Annotated in this window: 16 protein-coding genes; 4 read left to right on the top strand and 12 right to left on the bottom strand. The window is 63.8% G+C overall.

From position 1 onward, the window contains the following. Positions 1 to 3: 3 nt before the first annotated feature. The 3 genes from qatB to qatD are packed head-to-tail and all read left to right on the top strand — an operon-like array spanning position 4 to position 3065. Positions 4 to 906: a Qat anti-phage system associated protein QatB gene (gene qatB, locus F0P96_RS20580; RefSeq protein ID WP_151080888.1), complete on the top strand. Its 903-nt coding sequence runs from the start codon at positions 4 to 6 to the stop codon at positions 904 to 906. 8 nt (positions 907 to 914) lie between these two features. Then, positions 915 to 2312, top strand: a complete 1398-nt coding sequence (qatC, locus tag F0P96_RS20575; protein ID WP_151080887.1) for a Qat anti-phage system QueC-like protein QatC — start codon at positions 915 to 917, stop codon at positions 2310 to 2312. 3 nt (positions 2313 to 2315) lie between these two features. Then, entirely contained in the window at positions 2316 to 3065 is a 750-nt protein-coding gene (qatD, locus tag F0P96_RS20570) for a Qat anti-phage system TatD family nuclease QatD (RefSeq protein ID WP_151080886.1), read from the top strand. A 56-nt stretch (positions 3066 to 3121) separates the two neighbouring features. Here qatD and F0P96_RS20565 read toward each other — a convergent pair whose 3' ends face one another. Genes F0P96_RS20565 through F0P96_RS20510 form a run of 12 tightly spaced genes read right to left on the bottom strand, consistent with a single transcriptional unit; the run spans position 3122 to position 13997 of the window. Then, positions 3122 to 3511, bottom strand: a complete 390-nt coding sequence (locus tag F0P96_RS20565) for a hypothetical protein (RefSeq protein ID WP_151080885.1) — start codon at positions 3509 to 3511, stop codon at positions 3122 to 3124. Between the two features lie 15 nt (positions 3512 to 3526). Then, entirely contained in the window at positions 3527 to 4066 is a 540-nt protein-coding gene (locus tag F0P96_RS20560; RefSeq protein ID WP_151080884.1) for a hypothetical protein, read from the bottom strand. A gap of 6 nt (positions 4067 to 4072) precedes the next feature. Further along, entirely contained in the window at positions 4073 to 4963 is an 891-nt protein-coding gene (locus tag F0P96_RS20555; protein ID WP_126696154.1) for a hypothetical protein, read from the bottom strand. 24 nt (positions 4964 to 4987) lie between these two features. After that, the gene (gene traM, locus F0P96_RS20550; protein ID WP_151080883.1) at positions 4988 to 6382 is read right to left on the bottom strand and encodes a conjugative transposon protein TraM; all 1395 of its coding nucleotides are present in this window, start codon (positions 6380 to 6382) and stop codon (positions 4988 to 4990) included. A gap of 17 nt (positions 6383 to 6399) precedes the next feature. After that, positions 6400 to 7299 carry a DUF4138 domain-containing protein gene (locus F0P96_RS20545; protein WP_151080882.1) on the bottom strand — a complete coding sequence of 300 codons (900 nt, stop codon included), beginning with the start codon at positions 7297 to 7299 and terminating at the stop codon, positions 6400 to 6402. Between the two features lie 19 nt (positions 7300 to 7318). Continuing rightward, positions 7319 to 8074, bottom strand: a complete 756-nt coding sequence (locus tag F0P96_RS20540) for a conjugal transfer protein TraK (protein ID WP_151080881.1) — start codon at positions 8072 to 8074, stop codon at positions 7319 to 7321. A gap of 53 nt (positions 8075 to 8127) precedes the next feature. Beyond that, positions 8128 to 8772 carry a hypothetical protein gene (locus F0P96_RS20535; protein ID WP_151080880.1) on the bottom strand — a complete coding sequence of 215 codons (645 nt, stop codon included), beginning with the start codon at positions 8770 to 8772 and terminating at the stop codon, positions 8128 to 8130. Between the two features lie 23 nt (positions 8773 to 8795). Further along, entirely contained in the window at positions 8796 to 9926 is a 1131-nt protein-coding gene (locus F0P96_RS20530) for a conjugal transfer protein TraG N-terminal domain-containing protein (protein WP_167291269.1), read from the bottom strand. A 2-nt stretch (positions 9927 to 9928) separates the two neighbouring features. Then, on the bottom strand, positions 9929 to 12544 hold the full coding sequence (locus F0P96_RS20525; RefSeq protein ID WP_151080878.1) for a TraG/VirB4 family ATPase: 2616 nt from the start codon (positions 12542 to 12544) through the stop codon (positions 9929 to 9931). Next, the gene (locus F0P96_RS20520; protein WP_126696235.1) at positions 12513 to 12839 is read right to left on the bottom strand and encodes a hypothetical protein; all 327 of its coding nucleotides are present in this window, start codon (positions 12837 to 12839) and stop codon (positions 12513 to 12515) included. Before F0P96_RS20520 ends, F0P96_RS20525 begins: the two co-directional genes overlap by 32 nt. A 6-nt stretch (positions 12840 to 12845) precedes the next feature. Then, entirely contained in the window at positions 12846 to 13265 is a 420-nt protein-coding gene (locus F0P96_RS20515; RefSeq protein ID WP_151080877.1) for a hypothetical protein, read from the bottom strand. Between the two features lie 57 nt (positions 13266 to 13322). After that, positions 13323 to 13997 carry a hypothetical protein gene (locus F0P96_RS20510; RefSeq protein WP_151080876.1) on the bottom strand — a complete coding sequence of 225 codons (675 nt, stop codon included), beginning with the start codon at positions 13995 to 13997 and terminating at the stop codon, positions 13323 to 13325. A 233-nt stretch (positions 13998 to 14230) separates the two neighbouring features. On the opposite strand from F0P96_RS20510, the gene F0P96_RS20505 reads away from it, so the two are divergent. Then, positions 14231 to 14632: a hypothetical protein gene (locus F0P96_RS20505; protein ID WP_151080875.1), complete on the top strand. Its 402-nt coding sequence runs from the start codon at positions 14231 to 14233 to the stop codon at positions 14630 to 14632. Positions 14633 to 14679: the final 47 nt, after the last annotated feature.

The raw sequence follows: 14679 nt of genomic DNA, 5'->3' as shown, positions 1-14679 counted from the left end.
CTCGTGGGAACCTCTGCCAACCGCCGCGGCCCGAAGCCGTCCATCCCGCTGATTCCCGACTGGATTGAGCCCCTTCCTCCCGAAGAGAAACCAGCAACCGAACCGGTTTCCCCGCAGCAGGAGCCACTCGGGCCGGTGGAAGAACCGTCCCCCACGGGCGATGGAGTAGACACGGACGAAACCACTAATACAACCCAGCCGGCCGACGAGGAAGGGGCACAGCCTGCGGTACCGCTGCCTGCCAACCGCTTCAACACCAGCCAGCGCGGTTTTCAGAAGGCCGTTAAGACTAATAACTTTTCCGGCCTGCGCCGCACGGTAAAGAACTATGTGGCTCAAGGTCTTGGCGGTGCCCGTACGGGAGCCCGACGGCTCAGCCGCTCGGGCCGCGCCGTTGCGACTTTTGGAGCGGTGTTGGGCGATATTCGGCAGCAAGGACTGGCCGCGACCCTGACCCGGTTGAATCTGGGCCAACTGGTTGGGCAACCGGTGGTGACCGTGCTTTCAGCCCTGATGACCCACGTGTGCGGCGCTTCCGCGCTGCTCGACGATGCCATTACCCGCGAGGCTTACGCCGACACCATTACGCGAGTGGTGGCAGACATGCCCGACCTGGACTTGGAACACCTGACGGAGGCACAGGCGGGCGAGATGCTGGCCGTTTTTTTAGAGCAGAGCATTGTGCTGCGACTCATCTGCGACATTGGACGCTCACAAACCGTGGCCACGGCCAATTCAACTGACTCGCTACGTGTGCAGCAGGAGCTATATCAAATAGTTAACGGAATGGTGCACAGCAGCATCCTGCCCGAACTGACACAATCGATGGGGGACCCAGCCAACCTAAACCGGGAAATACAGCGCATTTATTTCGTTGCTCTCAACGCCATTACCGCCGCTAACTAGCTTGTCCTATGCCGACCAGTGGAATTGAACTACGCATTGGGGAAACCGACCAAGGAGCTGGCGCAGACCCCACCCGGTTTGCCAACTTCTATACCTTCGACGTGCAGCGTCCGGATTCCGGTCAGCCAGCTATCAGCCTGAGCGAATTGTTGGTGGCGTTGCGACGGGTAAGGCTCCAGCCCTCGCCTCTGAGTCTGGACTGGTTAGCCGTGGCCTGCGCGGCCTACGCCGCAGACACAACCGTCGACCGCTACACAAACTCCGATGACGGGTGGACGCGCCGGTTTGAGTTGTTCGTGCCCGTAAGCGACGTAGCCGTCTGGGACGCGCAGGCTGAGTTGCTGGCTACCATACTTAATTTTCTGACCGGCGACCTGTGGAAGTTGACCTTTCGGCCGAGTACGGCCGCCATCGTAGTAGCACGGCGCAGCATGAAACCGGTTAGGTATCTAACGGATACCGTATGCTTGTTTTCAGGGGGCATGGATAGCTTTTTGGGGGCTATGAAGCTGCTGGATGCTGGAGTAAAGCCCCTGTTGGTCGGACACGCGAAAAGCAGTGATGTTTCGGATTTTCGGAACCAGGCTGCTGAAGCTCTTCGTGCACATTATCCGTTGCTAAACCCGGAATTGATAAAGGCTTTCGTGCGCGTAAACAAGCCCCGGCGCACTCACGAAACCGTAATTGGTGAGAGCACCGAGCGCGGCCGCTCGTTCCTCTTTCTGGCCCTAGGAGCGGCCTGTGCCTCCGCCCTGCCGGGCGCGAACCGAAAAAATCTGTGGATTCCAGAAAACGGCTTTATCACTTTAAACCTGCCCCTTTCGCCCCTGCGGATGGGAGCCTACAGCACCCGTACTACCCATCCCTACTATTTGCAATTGGTGCAGTCGCTAATGGATAACCTGGGGCTCAACACGACGGTGCACAACCCCTTTGAATTCTTGACGAAAGGTGAGATGCTGGCTACCTGCTCGGACCCAGCTTTCGCCGCAAGTGTCAATACGATGTCGTGCAGTCGGCCTGCAACGCGCAATGCCCGCTTAGAGGGTGCGGGTACCCGGCACTGTGGCCGCTGTGTGCCCTGCATCATCCGGCGAGCGGCCCTGCATAAAGCGGGCATCCGTGACGACAACGCCCTGCTGCCAGCGGACAGGCAGTACCGCACTGATATTTACCGCGACGTACTGCATGCATCCACATCCAATGCTACCAATAAAGGGGCAAAGGGCGAGAACGTCTTGGCGCTCCGCTATATGCTAACCCGGACGCAGACCGACCCTCAGTACTTGGCAGCGGCCATCCAGCTGACGGGGCCCCTCACGGACCCGCAGAAGTCACTCGACGTGTACCAGCGTGGCCTGACAGAGGTAGCAGCCATTCTGCGACGAGTAACCGTAGTCCCTTGATGCATGGCTTGGTATGTTGACACCCACTGTCACCTGGACTTATTCCCAGGCATTCAGCAGATGGTAGCCGAGCAGGATGCGGTTCCAATAAAGACAATTTCGGTCACGAATGCGCCATTCCTGTGGCGACCTAACCAGCAGTTGTTTCGCTCGTGTCGCAACATCCGGTTAGCATTGGGTCTGCACCCGGAGCTAGCCGGCCAGCGGGTACACGAAATGCCGTTGTTTGAAGCACTCTGCACCGAGACGAAGTACATTGGTGAGATTGGGCTCGATGGTATGACCACCAACCAACAGGAACGGGATGCTCAACTGCTCGTGCTGCGCGGTGTGATGGCTGTGCTACGCACCAGCTCACCTAAAATTCTAACGGTGCATACCCGCCGGGCTGCCGTCGAGACTATTCAGGAACTGGCCACCGGGCTGGCCGACACGCCGCATCAGGTCATTCTACACTGGTACTCTGGTAACTTAACGGAATTACGGCGGGCCGTAGAATTGGGCTTCTACTTCTCAGTGAATCACGCTATGCTCACCAGCAAGTCGGCTACTGCGCTGCTAAAAGCTATTCCGCGCAGCCAATTGCTGACGGAAACGGATGCGCCGTTTACTTTTTCAATTGGTGTACCGGACCGACTTACTTCGTTGCGAACGACAATAAAGATGTTGAGCAATCAGTGGGCAATGGAAGAGCAGGAATGCTTACGCTTGGTCTGGGAAAACTTTTCTGGCTTGCTGAGGGCAACACAGTAGTTTTCCATGCTCCAAGACAGAGGTCCATTCTAAATCGGTGTGCTTATCCCTATTTCCTACTGCCCCAGCACATACACCGGTACGGCCTGCGCATTGGCGCCGCGGCCGGTCTCCTTTTTTACTTCACGCCCGTCGAGCAGGATGGCGGCGGTGATTTCCGAAGCGGCCGTGCCGCCGTCGAGGCTAGCCAGCAAGCCAACATGGTCGCCTTGCTTCAGGGTGCGCTTGAAGCGGTAGGTCGCCGGCAGCGGCACGTTGTTGACCGTGGTGGTGCCGCCGCTTTCGTTGTCGTAGCTGATGTAGTCCGATTGCGGGGCCGTGGTGGAGGAAATGCGGTACTCTACTTGGTATTCTTTGGGCCCGGTGGGCATCGCGTCGTCCTTGGCGCAGCTGCTGGCAGTGGCCAGGGCGGTGCAGCTAAGGAGTAGGGTGGCAAGTCGTTTCATAGCGCAGAAAGGGAGTTAGCGGAAATGATACCGCAGGCCGGCGCTGGCGTAGCCGGGCCATTGGTCTATGAGGGAGTTGTTGAAGAGGTAGCCCTTGGTGGCGGTGGCCACCAGCGAGAAGCGGTTGCCCAGGAACACGTCCGCCTCGGCCCCGGCCTGCGGGCCGTAGGTGAAGCGCTGGGGTTGCGGCGCGTCGGCCGCGGTCTCGCCGGTGCTGTGCTCGCCCGTGCGCTCGTAGCCGGCCCCGGCCCCGAGCAGCAGGTGCACGTAGACGACTTCGCCCAGGCGAACCAGTTGCGGGGCGAGCAGCACCCGCCCCGCGTAGCTGGCGTAGTCGCCGCGGCCGCTGAGGGAGCCCGTCTCGCGCAGGCCGCTGGCGCGCAGGGCCAGGCGGTTGGTCAGCATGCTGGTGTAGCTCAGCTCGTAGTAGGTGCCTTGTTCGGAGCGGCCCCGGTGGGCGCCCCAGCTGGCCATGTGTTGGACGTGGCGCTGAGCGGAGGCCGGCACGGCGCCGGCCCCCGCCATCAGCAGGGCCACTAGCAAGAAGTTCTTCATAAGGGGTTAGTGGCGGGGGCGGGCCCGGTCCGCTTTGATAAGGGCGTTTTGCACCAGAATGTCGGAGTAGACCATTTCGGCGGCCTGCCGCGAAGGGCCGGGCTGGGCGGCTTCGGCCAGCAACCGGTCAGCTTCCTGGCGCAGCTGCATGGCCTTAATCATGTTGTCGTTCGAGGTGTTCAGGGCCACCATCCGCTCGCCCTCGGTCATGGCGTAGCGGCCGGGATTCTTCAGCGTGGCGTTCATCTCGATGCTCTGCTGGGTCATCTCGTCGGCAATCTTGTAGTAGCCGAAGGCGGTGGCAATCTTCTTTTTCTGCATCATCTCCTCGTAGGCAAACGTGGAGACAGCGGCTTCCTCGCGCTTGAGCTGATACTCGCGGGAGCTCATGCGGTTGTTGCCGGCCGTGGCGCCGGAGCCGAAGCGCGAAAACACGTCGTACACCGTGTTCAAATCCTGCTGGGGGTTGTTGAGCTGCAGGGCCTGGCGCAGGCGCTCGGCCTTCTGAAACACGGGCATGTACTGGTTGCTCTGCCCCCGGCCCGACATGGCCAGGGCGCGGGCAAACAGCTCCTGGGGGTTGGAGAGGCGCAAATCCTGAATGCTCTGCACCTTGCGCAGGTCGGCCTGCACCTGGCGCTGCAGCTGCAGGGTCTGGTCGGTGATGTCCTTCACCTGCCCGGTGATGTCCTTAGTGACGCCGGCAATCTGCTTGGCGTCCTTGATAACCTGGTAGTTTTTGACCGTTTCGGTCCACTGTTTCAGGTGCTTGGCAAACTCACCGATGTGCACGCCCATGTGCAGCGGGTCGTTCACGACGGCCTGCGCCGCGGCGTCCGCGCTCGGAACCAGAATCAGGGCCAGGGCAACGAGGGCCGGCAAAAGCGTCTTTTTCATCGTCGTATCGGTTAGGTGGAAGAATTAGCGCGCGGCCGCTTCCGGGCCGAGCTGGCCGGCCGCCGCGGTGGTAATCAGGATGGGGTAGCCATCGGGCAGCAGCACGTCGCGCAGCTTGGTGCGGGTCTTGGGCCGCGACAGCACCGAGGCGGCCACGCGGCCGCCCACACCCACCACGGAGTTGGCGGCCGAGGCCGAGCGGTCGATGGCCGTGCTGATTTCCTGGGTGGTTTGCTGCTGCAGCTCGTTGCCAGCCATGCCGGCTTCGCGGGCCACGCGCTTCACCGGGTCAATCATGATGCCCGGCATGTAGTTGAAGTCGTAGATGTCGGCCTGCACCCGCGTGGGGCCGAGGCGGTTGACTTCCAGCGTCACGTTGTTGGTGCCCACGGTGGCCACGCCGGCAAAGACCATGTTTTTGGGAAAGGTCACCCCGGACACCACGGCGTCCTCCAGCAGGCGCAGCATAACCACCGAGCCGGTGCGTACCTTCTGCTCGCCGTTGATGACGCACTTGAAAAACACGTCCGGGACCAGCTGCTGCTCGCGCTGGCCGCCCTGGGCCATCACCCGGCTGGCATTGCCCACTTTCACGGTGTTGAAGCCATCCAGGCCGGGGGCGCTCCCGCGGGTGGCCAGCAGCTGCGCGGTCTGGTTGGGGTCGCGGTAGCGTTTGCCGGTCATGCGCTCGTAGGCCGCGCGGGTTTCCGGCGGCGAGGAGCCCAGCATAGCCAGCACGTCCGGGTCGGTTTCAAACGGGGTGCCGTCCACGTCGCGGGCCGGTACCAAGCCACGGCCCGCCCGGCCGGAACCGGTGCCCGCGCGGCGGCCCGCGCTACCGGTGGCCGTCAGGCGCCGGCGGGGTACCACCAGGGTTTGGGCGCGGTAGGAGCCCGTGGCCGGGTCCTGAATGGTGGTTTCGATGGTGTCCACATCGGCCGCGGCGAGCCGGGCGGCTTCCGCGCGACGGGCCGCGGCTTGGGCGGCCTGCGCCCGGCGCCGCTTGCGCAGGGCCAGCCCGGTGGTATCGACGGCAAACACGTCCACGACGTCTTGGTCGGAAGCCCGGGCGGGGGCACTTTGGGCATCCTGCTCGGCGCGGCGCTGGGCTTCGATTTGGGCTGAGGGCGAGGCGACCGGAGCCGGGGGCGCCGCTTCCACCGAAGGAATTTCGGGCTCGATGTTGGCCGAGGCGGCCGCGACCGGCTCGCGCTCCTGCTGGGCCGCCCGCTGCGCGGCCTTTAGCCACAGCAGCAGGCCACCGATGATGAGCACGAGCAGCAGGCCGGCTAGGGCCATCCAGTTGGCGCGCAGCACTTCAGCGGGCGTGCGCTTGGCAGGGGCAGCAGCCGGTACGGGCTGTTCCGTTGCTGGCTGAGCCGCAGAACGGCTATCGGTTGGGGGAGTGAGGGGTTCCATAGCAGGTACAGGCGGCGTTAGATGGTGGCGGCGCGGTTAATCACGCGGGAGGGAACGGGCAGCACCAGCACCCGGGCGCCGTTGAGCTCGCGCAGCGTTACTTCCAGATAGCCGCGCTCGGTGGCCGCGTACAGGGGAATGGCGTAGGTCAGGTAGCCCGTGGTGCGGCCGGTGATGACCTGGTTCGGGCGGCCGCCCGAAGGCGCCAGCGGGCGCCGGGCTTCGTTCTTTTTGCGGGCCAGAAACTTCTTCTGGGCATTTTCCACCAGCTGGAAGTCGGTGAAATCCACGTTGTAGTCGATGTTGGTCTTGTTGATGACCTTGAAGCGCAGGTAGGTAAAGTCCTTGTCGTTGCGCACGTTAGCCAGCGACAGCACCAAATCATTATCGACCACGGCCACGGCCTGGTGCTCCTCCCGGGCTTTGCGCAGCTGGCTGAGCTTGCCCTCGACGACGGCTTTCTTTTCCCGCTCTTTGTCCAGGGCCAGCTCGTTTTCCGGCGCGGCCCCCGTGGACGACACACTTTTGCCGTTGATGCGCAGCGCGCCGTCTTTCTGGAAGTCGTAGAGCTGCAGCACCGGGCGGCCCGTGTACACGAGCCGGCCCATCCAGTACTTGGAGCCGTAGCGAATGAGCATGGGCGTGGGCGGCACGTGCTTGCGCTTGGCCCGCACAAACACGGCGTTGGCCTCAATCTTCACCAGGTAGTTGCCGGCCATGCCCACGTCGACCAGCGACACAGGCCCGCCAAAGACCAGGTAGGTGGTGGAGGAATCGGACACGGCCACGTCCAGCAAATTATCGGAGGTGGCCAGGGCGGGAACCGGGGTGGCGGCAGTGGTTTGCGCGGCCGCGGGCGCCGTGGCGAAGAGCAGGGAAAGCAGCCCCAGTAGGGCCGGAAGGGTGTAGAGTCGCATCGGAGACAAGGATGGGTGATTAGTTAGCCGGGGCCGCGGGCCCTGGGGTTGTAGCGGGGGAAGGAGCAGCGGGCGCTGCCGGTTCACCGGCCGGGGCCAGGCCCCGCTCGGCTTCCTGCAGGCGGCGCTGGCGGTCGGCTTCCTGGGCCTGCAGCAGCTCCTGCTCTTCCCGCGTCAGCTGCGGGTTGTAGGGGATGTAGTCGAAGTTGGTGATGAGCAGCCCGTAGGGGTTGGCATCCGAGCGGTTGGTTTCCACCAGGTTGAACTTGGCGGCCAGCGGCAGGGGCTCCTTCTGCTGGCCCCCGATGAAAATGCGCTGCTTGATGTAGACCGAGCCCGACCAGGGGCGCTTGCTCATGTCCACCAGCACGCTGTCCACGGTCACCACGTTGCGGGCGGCGTAGCGCTCGTAGTTCTGAAGCACCTGCCCGCGGGTAAAGCCCTCGTAGATGCGCCGGCCGCCCCGGCCCTCAATCAGGGGCAAGGCCGCGTCCAGGTTGGTTTTGTAGGTGTATTGGTCGTGGCCGAACATGGTTTGCATGAACTGGCGCACCAGGTTGCGGGCCTCGTAGGACGTGTGCGTGTCATTGCCGGCCGAGAGGGCGGCAACCGAGCCGGTTTGCGAGACGACGTACACGCGCCGTCCGCTGTTTTCGTAGGCCCGGTACACGAGAAAGCCCGAAGCCAGGGCCACCAGCAGCAGGGCCAGCACGCTGCCCAGCGCCAGGTTGCGCATGGTGGAGAAAGAGGTACTTAAGTCTTTGGCGGAATCCATTGAGGGGTTGAGAGTCTGGTTGAGGTGAATGGTGCATTGCTTCCCCGTGGCCCTTACCGGGGGATGGGCAGCAGCACCTTTTTGAAGGAGTCATCGAAGCCGCCGGCGCGGCCGCGGTACGGATAGACCACTAAAGCGGGCTGCTGCTGTTCGTTCTGGCCCAGGAAGGCGTAGAGCGTGCCGTGCACGGTCAGCGGCTTGCGGGGCTCGATGGGTGTGACGGTGTACCGCTCGCGGCCGGGCACGTTCAGGTTGAGGCCGCCCACGCGGAACGACGCCAGGGTATCCCGGCCGTTGGGGGCGTACAGCGGCAGCGAGGCAGGCACCTTTTGGTGGCCGAAGCCCTGGGGTATCCACTGCAGCACGGCTTCGTAGGAAATGCGGTAGCCCGGCGCCGCTTTCACGCCATCGGCACGGTCCGGGTCCGATTGCCACATGGCTGGCAGCCGCAGCTGCAGCGGTTCGGCTTTCAGGACTTTGGCGGAAACGACCTGCAGATAGCCCTCGCGGGGAGTTTGCTCGGCTACGCCAGGTTTGAGGTCGACGGCCGAGATGGACAGCGGGGCCGGAGGGGCAGCTGCTGGCGGGGTTGAGGCCGGCGCCTCTGCCGCAGCTCCTTCGTGGGCAGTATTTGATTGGCAGCTGGCCGTTACGCCCAGGGCAATGCCCACAATGATGAATAGGGGAAGGTTCTTCATGGAGTGGAAGTCAGGAGGATGGGTTATTTGGTCCAGATGCCCGACGCCCGCTGGCGGTAAGACGGGTTCAGGGCCTCCGACATGGTGATGGTGGGCAGGCCGGAGGAAGCCGAGGACGAAGCCGATTCGTTTCCCTCGCTGCCGCCACCGCTGCTACTGCCTCCGCCGCCGGCGCTGTGGCCTCCTCCCCCGCCGCGGCTGCCGCCGTTGCCCAGGGCGCGGCCCACGGCACTCGACAGTCCGCCGCCCCCGGGCGAGGCCACCCCGGCCACGGCGGTGGCGGCGCCCACGGCCGAGCCGACCATGGAGCCCACGAAGCCCTGCACGGCCGAGGAGCCGATGAACATGGACGTGAGGTAGGGCACCATCACGTAGAGTAGCACGAAGGCCACCGACATGACCATGAACTTCTCGTCATCGACCGACTGCTGCGGGCCGCCCGTGAGGCCGCTGAACAGGCCGTTGGGGGCCTGCGCCGTCTCGGCGTAGAAGCCGTAGATGGTGTCGAGCAGCACGAACGTGAGCCCCCAGAGCTGCACGGCCAGAAAGTTCTGCAGCCACTTTAGGGCCAGCTGCCCGAAGGCCGGAATCACCGACAGGGTCATGGCAATCGGCCCGCACACGTACAGGAAGCCCAGGATGAACTGCTGGATAAATTGCATGATGTGGCGGATGATGAGCACCGCCGTGGCCGTGAATAGCCGGGTCAGGATGCCCGAGAGCGTGAACGAGCTCAGCGTTTGGGAAATGCTGGTCATCAGCGAGCTGGCGCCGGCCACGATGTCGCCAATGCCCATGGCGTCGTTGCGGGCCGCCGCGGCCACCGAGGCCGGCGTGGTCAGGTCCCGAATGGCTTCGGCCGCGGACTTGTCGGTCGAGAAAAGGGCCGTAAACGCCGCCAGCCCCGTGCCAAGCGTGTCCACCAGCGTCTGGTAGAAGAAGAGCAGGAAGAATATCCAAGTGGCCTTGATGATGGGCCCCCAGTCCATGGCCAGGCCGCTACCCGAGATAAAGCCGCGCCCGATGGTGTAGAGCAGGGCAATGCCCATCAGCGAGGGCGTGATGAAGCGGCAGGCGGTGAGCACCACCTGCAGGGTCTGGTCGCAGGCCCGCAGAAAGCCCGGGTCGATGCCGTAGGCTACCATCGCGAGCATACTCATTTGGCTAGGGCCCCTTTGCGGGCCTGTTTATCTTCCACGAACTGGTCGACGGCGTAGTCCAGGCGCTGCACGCGCACCGGCTCGTACTCAATCTGGCCCTCGTCGTTGAGCAACACGTGGCCGTTTTTGTCGGTGCGGGGCCGCTGCTGGGTCTGCTGGTAGAACTTGACCAACTTGTTGAGGTGGTTGCGCTCCACGGGCTTCGACGTCAGGATGGCGTCGAGCTGCGGCGATGCCTCCAGCGCGAATACTTTCCCCTTCGCACCCTGCTTGATGAAAAACTCCCGCAGGGCCTCGGTGGAGCGCACCGAGCGAATCAAGTCCATCTCGTGGCCGGTGAGGCCCAGCGGAGCCTGCAACTGGGCCAGGGAGTCGGGGTTGACGTGGCGCAGGATAATCTTGGTGGCCGAGTTGTTGATGATGGCCGGCCCGATTTTACTGCTGGTAATCTCGGTGATGCCCTGGGTGATGATGGTGACCGAGCCGTTGGTTTTGCGGATGGTGCGGTACATCGACTCGATGAACTCCGAGAGCACGCCCGAGAGCATGGTCCAGGCCTCGTCGAGGGCGATGTACTTGATGTCGTCGGGAAACTTGCGGAACAGGTCCAGGCTCAGCTCCGTGATGAGCATGGCCACCACCGGGTAGAGGTCGGGGTCGGCCTGCACCTTGGCCAGGTCAAAGCAGATAAGCCGGTACTCCGACAGGTCCACGTCGCGCTTGGCGTTGAGCACCCGCTCGTAGCGGCCGCCGGTGATGTACTGGCCCAGCACCAGGAAAAACTGGTGCATGTCGATGTACTTCAGGTTCTTCTGGTACTGCCGGCGGGCGCCATCCAGCGGGTCGGGCTCCACCCCGTCGCCGGGTTGGGCCACGGGCTTCTGCATTTCCTGGTCGTACTGCTCCACGAAGCGGTAGAAGCTTTCCATGCCGGGAAACTCCTCGTCCTTCTGGTTCAGGCGCGGGCTTTCGTTGAGGCAGGCGTAGTACTCAATCAGAAAGCGCGAGAGAATGGTGCGCTCCGACTTATCCAGCGCCGTGTCCTTGCCGCCCTTCCAGAGCGCGGCCAGCAGGGCCAGGTGAAAGTTGGTTTTCTCGTCGTTGTAGAGCCACTTGCCCGCCGCGTCGCGCGGCACCACGAAGGGGTTGAACTCGATGGGGCGCTGCGGGTCGTACTCGAAGTAGGTGTTGTCGAAGTCCTCGCCGTTGAGCGACTGCAGCACGTTGCGGTAGGTGCCGCCTACGTCCATGATAATCTGCCGGGCGCCCTTCTCGAAGCGCTGCACAATCAAATTGCCGAAGGTGTAGCTCTTGCCCGAGCCCGAGGGGCCGATGACAATGGCGTTCTGGTTGTCCAGGGCCGTGTTGAACAGGTTTACCTGCACCAGGTTGCGGAACCGGTCGGTGAGGTACTCGCCCACCGGGTCGGTTTTGTAGGTGGCCGTCCAGTGGGTGTAGCAGGCGCCGCGGTCGGCGGTGCTCGTCAGCCAGCGGTCCGGCACCTGCCAGGCGTTGCCGGGCAGCAGGCCGAAGAACACGGGCAGGGCCAGGTAGCTTTCCACCACGCTCTCGGTGCCGAACATGTAGCGAAAGGCCGCGGTGGCCCGCTCTACGTTCTCGCGCCGGCTGGTGTCGTTGGTGTCCCAGAGCATGCACGAGAGGTGCAGGCCCACAATCTGCTTGTTGTCGGCCCGCACTTCGGCCGTGAACTCCTCGACTTCGGCAGCCCGCAGGTGGTTGTCCTGGGTGGCCAGAAACGAGAGCGAGGCGTTGAGTTTGCGGTCGGTATCCAGCGAGCTGAGCTCGGCGCGGGTATCCTGAATGAGCAGGGCCTGGGTGAGCACGTGCGGGCACTGCAGCACGTGGGTGAGCGGGTAGAGCATGGGCGCCGTCACCCCGTAGGAGTTGCGCACGGCCGGGTAGGCGTCGGAGCCCTGGCCCACCATGCTCAGCACGTTGACCTTGTGCTCGCCCACGCTGAAGGTGCCCAGGTCGTTGCCGATTTCGCGCTCCTGCCGGGTGGGCTGCCCGTCGAAGTTGAGGTTGAAGTACTGCAGGTAGAGCTGGTGCATCTCGGCGCTGGCCAGCCGCTCGAAGGACACGCCGCCCAGGTTCTTGAGGCCCTGGATGAATTCCACGGCGCCGCTTTCGGCCGCTTCGAGCGTGTGCACAAGCTGGGCAAACGGGTTTTTGAGCACGGCCTCGCCGGCGCGGGCCACCAGGGCATTCACCGCGTTGGTCTTGGGCGACTTGACGGCCACCGGGGCGAAGGAGAGGAACAGGTAGGACTTCTGGAACAGCACCAGCCGCTCGAAGAAGTGCTTGTTCATCTTGTTCTCGAAGTAGGTCTGCTGCGTTTTGTCCTCGCGGTAGGGCCGGTCGTAGTAGATGTCGGTTTTCTGCACAATAGTGCCCACCGGCAGGGGCCGCAGCACGCCCACCAGCGCCGTCTGAAAGGCCTCGTAGTCGTCCGCGGTCCAGCTCTCCATCTCGGCGGGCTCCACGCGGAAGCCCACCGCCACGCGGCCGTCCTTGAAGACCACCTTGTCGCCCTCGAAGCTGTGCACGGGCATCACGGCGTTAAACGCGGCCGTTTTGGGCTTTTTGGTCATGGTTAGGGAGGGGTAAGGCCCCCACCGCCAGGCGGCGGGGCTGGATGAAGGTGAAGGAGAGCCAGCCCATCAGAAAGCCGGGCGCCTGCCGCTTGCTCAGGTAGCGCAGGCCCAGAATCAGGCCCAGCTCCACCAGGATGACGAGCAGGTACACCAGGCGCGGAATCTTGACGGCCATGCCCAGAAAGCCCAGCAGCAGCACCGAGCCGATGAAGAGTCCGACCATGATGCCCAGGTCCTGAATGTTCATGCCCAGCACCTGCGCGGGCCGCTCGATTGATTTGTAGGAGCGCATAGCCGGTTAGCGGACGCCCCCGTCTCCACCGCCCACGGCGCTGACCAAATCGTCTTTGAACAGCTGGAAGCCGAACCACAGAATCACGCCGCCCACGAGCCAGCCCAGGGAGCCCAGGGCATCCGGCGCCCCCTGCACGAACTTCATCACCACCCGAATCAGCCCCACGATGAGCACGATGGCGAAAATGACCTGTACGATGCCCACGACCGTTTCCTGCACGCCTTCAAGGGCGGCCGCGGCACCCCCGCCGCCCAGCTGGGCGCGGGCCGGGCTGGTGGCCAGGGCCAGGGTGGTGAACAGGGCCGCTACGCGCTGCTCGGCTTTGGATGGCTGGTAGGTCTGGCCGGCCGCGGCCAGCGTGTGCATCGTTTCAGTGGCTGCTAAGGCGTGGGTACGGGCCCGGGAAAGAAGGTTGGTTAGCATAGGAAGGAGGTTGGGTAAAAACGGGGCGCTTATCTCCCCGAAAAGCAGGTGTGGCAGTTAGGAGGGTTTGGCGGTGGGCACGGGGCTGCCGGCGCCGGGAAACAACCCGGTGAGGGCCGCCCGCTGGGCCGCTGCGTCCTTGCTCATCCGGGCCCGCCGCTGCTGGCGCAGGGCGATTTCGGCCGCGCGGTTGGCCTGGTCGTTGGCCGTGGGCGCCGGCGCGGTGATGGGGTTGTGAAACAGGGCTTCGGCCGGCTCCTCATCCGGGTCTGGCACCGGCGGTAGCGCCACTGCAGGCGCTTCGTCTACCGCGTCCAGCAGTACGGCAACGGCTCCGGCCGCGTGGCGAATGGAGGCCGGCCGCGGTGCGTCGTCGGTAGTCGGTTCAGCGGTAGCTTCTGCGGCTTCGGCAGGGATAGATTCCGCTCCGTCGGCTGGGCCGGCGGCCGCAACACCTGCTTCGGGCGGCTGCGCTGATTCTGCTACTTCCAAGTCTTCCGGGGGCAGCAGACTGGCCAGCGCCGCGGCCGCGTCAGCCGCGGCCGCGGAAACAGCGGCTTGGGGAGTAGCGCCGGCGGGCTGGTAGTGAAAGGTGCGCAGGGAATGATGGTTGCGGGTGGCCGTCGCGGCCGGAGCCGCCGGCATGCCGCCGCCCTTGAACCGCCACCAGAGCAGGGCCGCCAGCGCGGCCAAGGCCAAGACAACCACCAGTAAGAGTATTCCCGAACGCATACCGCCCCCTTACGGCAGGACGCATTGTTGTGTTAGTAAAAAGTTAGTAAAAACCTAAAAATTGTTTAGTCGTATGATGCGGCTACCGGCGAAGCGGGTTCCAGTCCGGGCGGTTATCCGACGGGCAATTGGGTGGAAGATTTGAGTTTTTCCACGAAGGCGTTGCGGCTTCTAAGCCCGATATGCGTCCTTTGGGGTATCTCTCCGATACTTCACCCCCACTGCCCCCAGCAGTGAGCCCCCTTCTCATGGTACCCTCCGACCACGTTTCCGCCCCTTTGGGGTTTCCTGATTTAAGCCTATCCGCGCCCTACAGCGAGTGCCTGCGCTACGTCCAGTTTCGCCTCAAAGCCCTTGCCCAAGGCGATTTAACCTCTTTTTGCGCCCAGCATGGCCTGACCTATACCAACGTCGTGAATCTGAAAAACGGCAAGCTCAAGCGCGACGAGCCCCGCCTGGTGCAGCGCGTGCTGCGCGCCCTGGGCGTGCCCACCGACATCGTGCGCATCGACATCGGCAGCGGCGCCAACCAGTACGTGTTCGGCAGCGCGGAGCTTCTAGTACAATTCCGCGAGCAGCTGGCCTTCTTCGACGCGGCCGCCCAGCGGGCCGGCGGCACCCCGCCGACCACTTAACCCCCGGATAGCTTTCCGTCTCACGCCCGGTTCGGGTGCGGGAGGAG

The sequence above is a fragment of the Hymenobacter busanensis genome (genome assembly GCF_008727865.1).
GTDB classification, from domain to species: domain Bacteria; phylum Bacteroidota; class Bacteroidia; order Cytophagales; family Hymenobacteraceae; genus Solirubrum; species Solirubrum busanense.
The sequence above is the reverse complement of the archived record's forward strand: the minus strand, read 5'-3'. Positions and strand labels throughout refer to the sequence as shown.

Excerpts from the sequence above, each read along its gene's own strand:
- traM (WP_151080883.1), bottom strand. The coding sequence starts at position 6,382 with ATGGAACCCCTCACTCCCCCAACCGATAGCCGTTCTGCGGCTCAGCCA.
- F0P96_RS20560 (WP_151080884.1), bottom strand. The coding sequence starts at position 4,066 with ATGAAGAACTTCTTGCTAGTGGCCCTGCTGATGGCGGGGGCCGGCGCC.
- F0P96_RS20555 (WP_126696154.1), bottom strand. The coding sequence starts at position 4,963 with ATGAAAAAGACGCTTTTGCCGGCCCTCGTTGCCCTGGCCCTGATTCTG.
- qatD (WP_151080886.1), top strand. The coding sequence starts at position 2,316 with ATGGCTTGGTATGTTGACACCCACTGTCACCTGGACTTATTCCCAGGC.
- F0P96_RS20565 (WP_151080885.1), bottom strand. The coding sequence starts at position 3,511 with ATGAAACGACTTGCCACCCTACTCCTTAGCTGCACCGCCCTGGCCACT.
- qatC (WP_151080887.1), top strand. The coding sequence starts at position 915 with ATGCCGACCAGTGGAATTGAACTACGCATTGGGGAAACCGACCAAGGA.
- F0P96_RS20525 (WP_151080878.1), bottom strand. The coding sequence starts at position 12,544 with ATGACCAAAAAGCCCAAAACGGCCGCGTTTAACGCCGTGATGCCCGTG.
- F0P96_RS20530 (WP_167291269.1), bottom strand. The coding sequence starts at position 9,926 with ATGCTCGCGATGGTAGCCTACGGCATCGACCCGGGCTTTCTGCGGGCC.
- F0P96_RS20520 (WP_126696235.1), bottom strand. The coding sequence starts at position 12,839 with ATGCGCTCCTACAAATCAATCGAGCGGCCCGCGCAGGTGCTGGGCATG.
- F0P96_RS20515 (WP_151080877.1), bottom strand. The coding sequence starts at position 13,265 with ATGCTAACCAACCTTCTTTCCCGGGCCCGTACCCACGCCTTAGCAGCC.
- F0P96_RS20510 (WP_151080876.1), bottom strand. The coding sequence starts at position 13,997 with ATGCGTTCGGGAATACTCTTACTGGTGGTTGTCTTGGCCTTGGCCGCG.
- F0P96_RS20545 (WP_151080882.1), bottom strand. The coding sequence starts at position 7,299 with ATGCGACTCTACACCCTTCCGGCCCTACTGGGGCTGCTTTCCCTGCTC.
- F0P96_RS20540 (WP_151080881.1), bottom strand. The coding sequence starts at position 8,074 with ATGGATTCCGCCAAAGACTTAAGTACCTCTTTCTCCACCATGCGCAAC.
- F0P96_RS20535 (WP_151080880.1), bottom strand. The coding sequence starts at position 8,772 with ATGAAGAACCTTCCCCTATTCATCATTGTGGGCATTGCCCTGGGCGTA.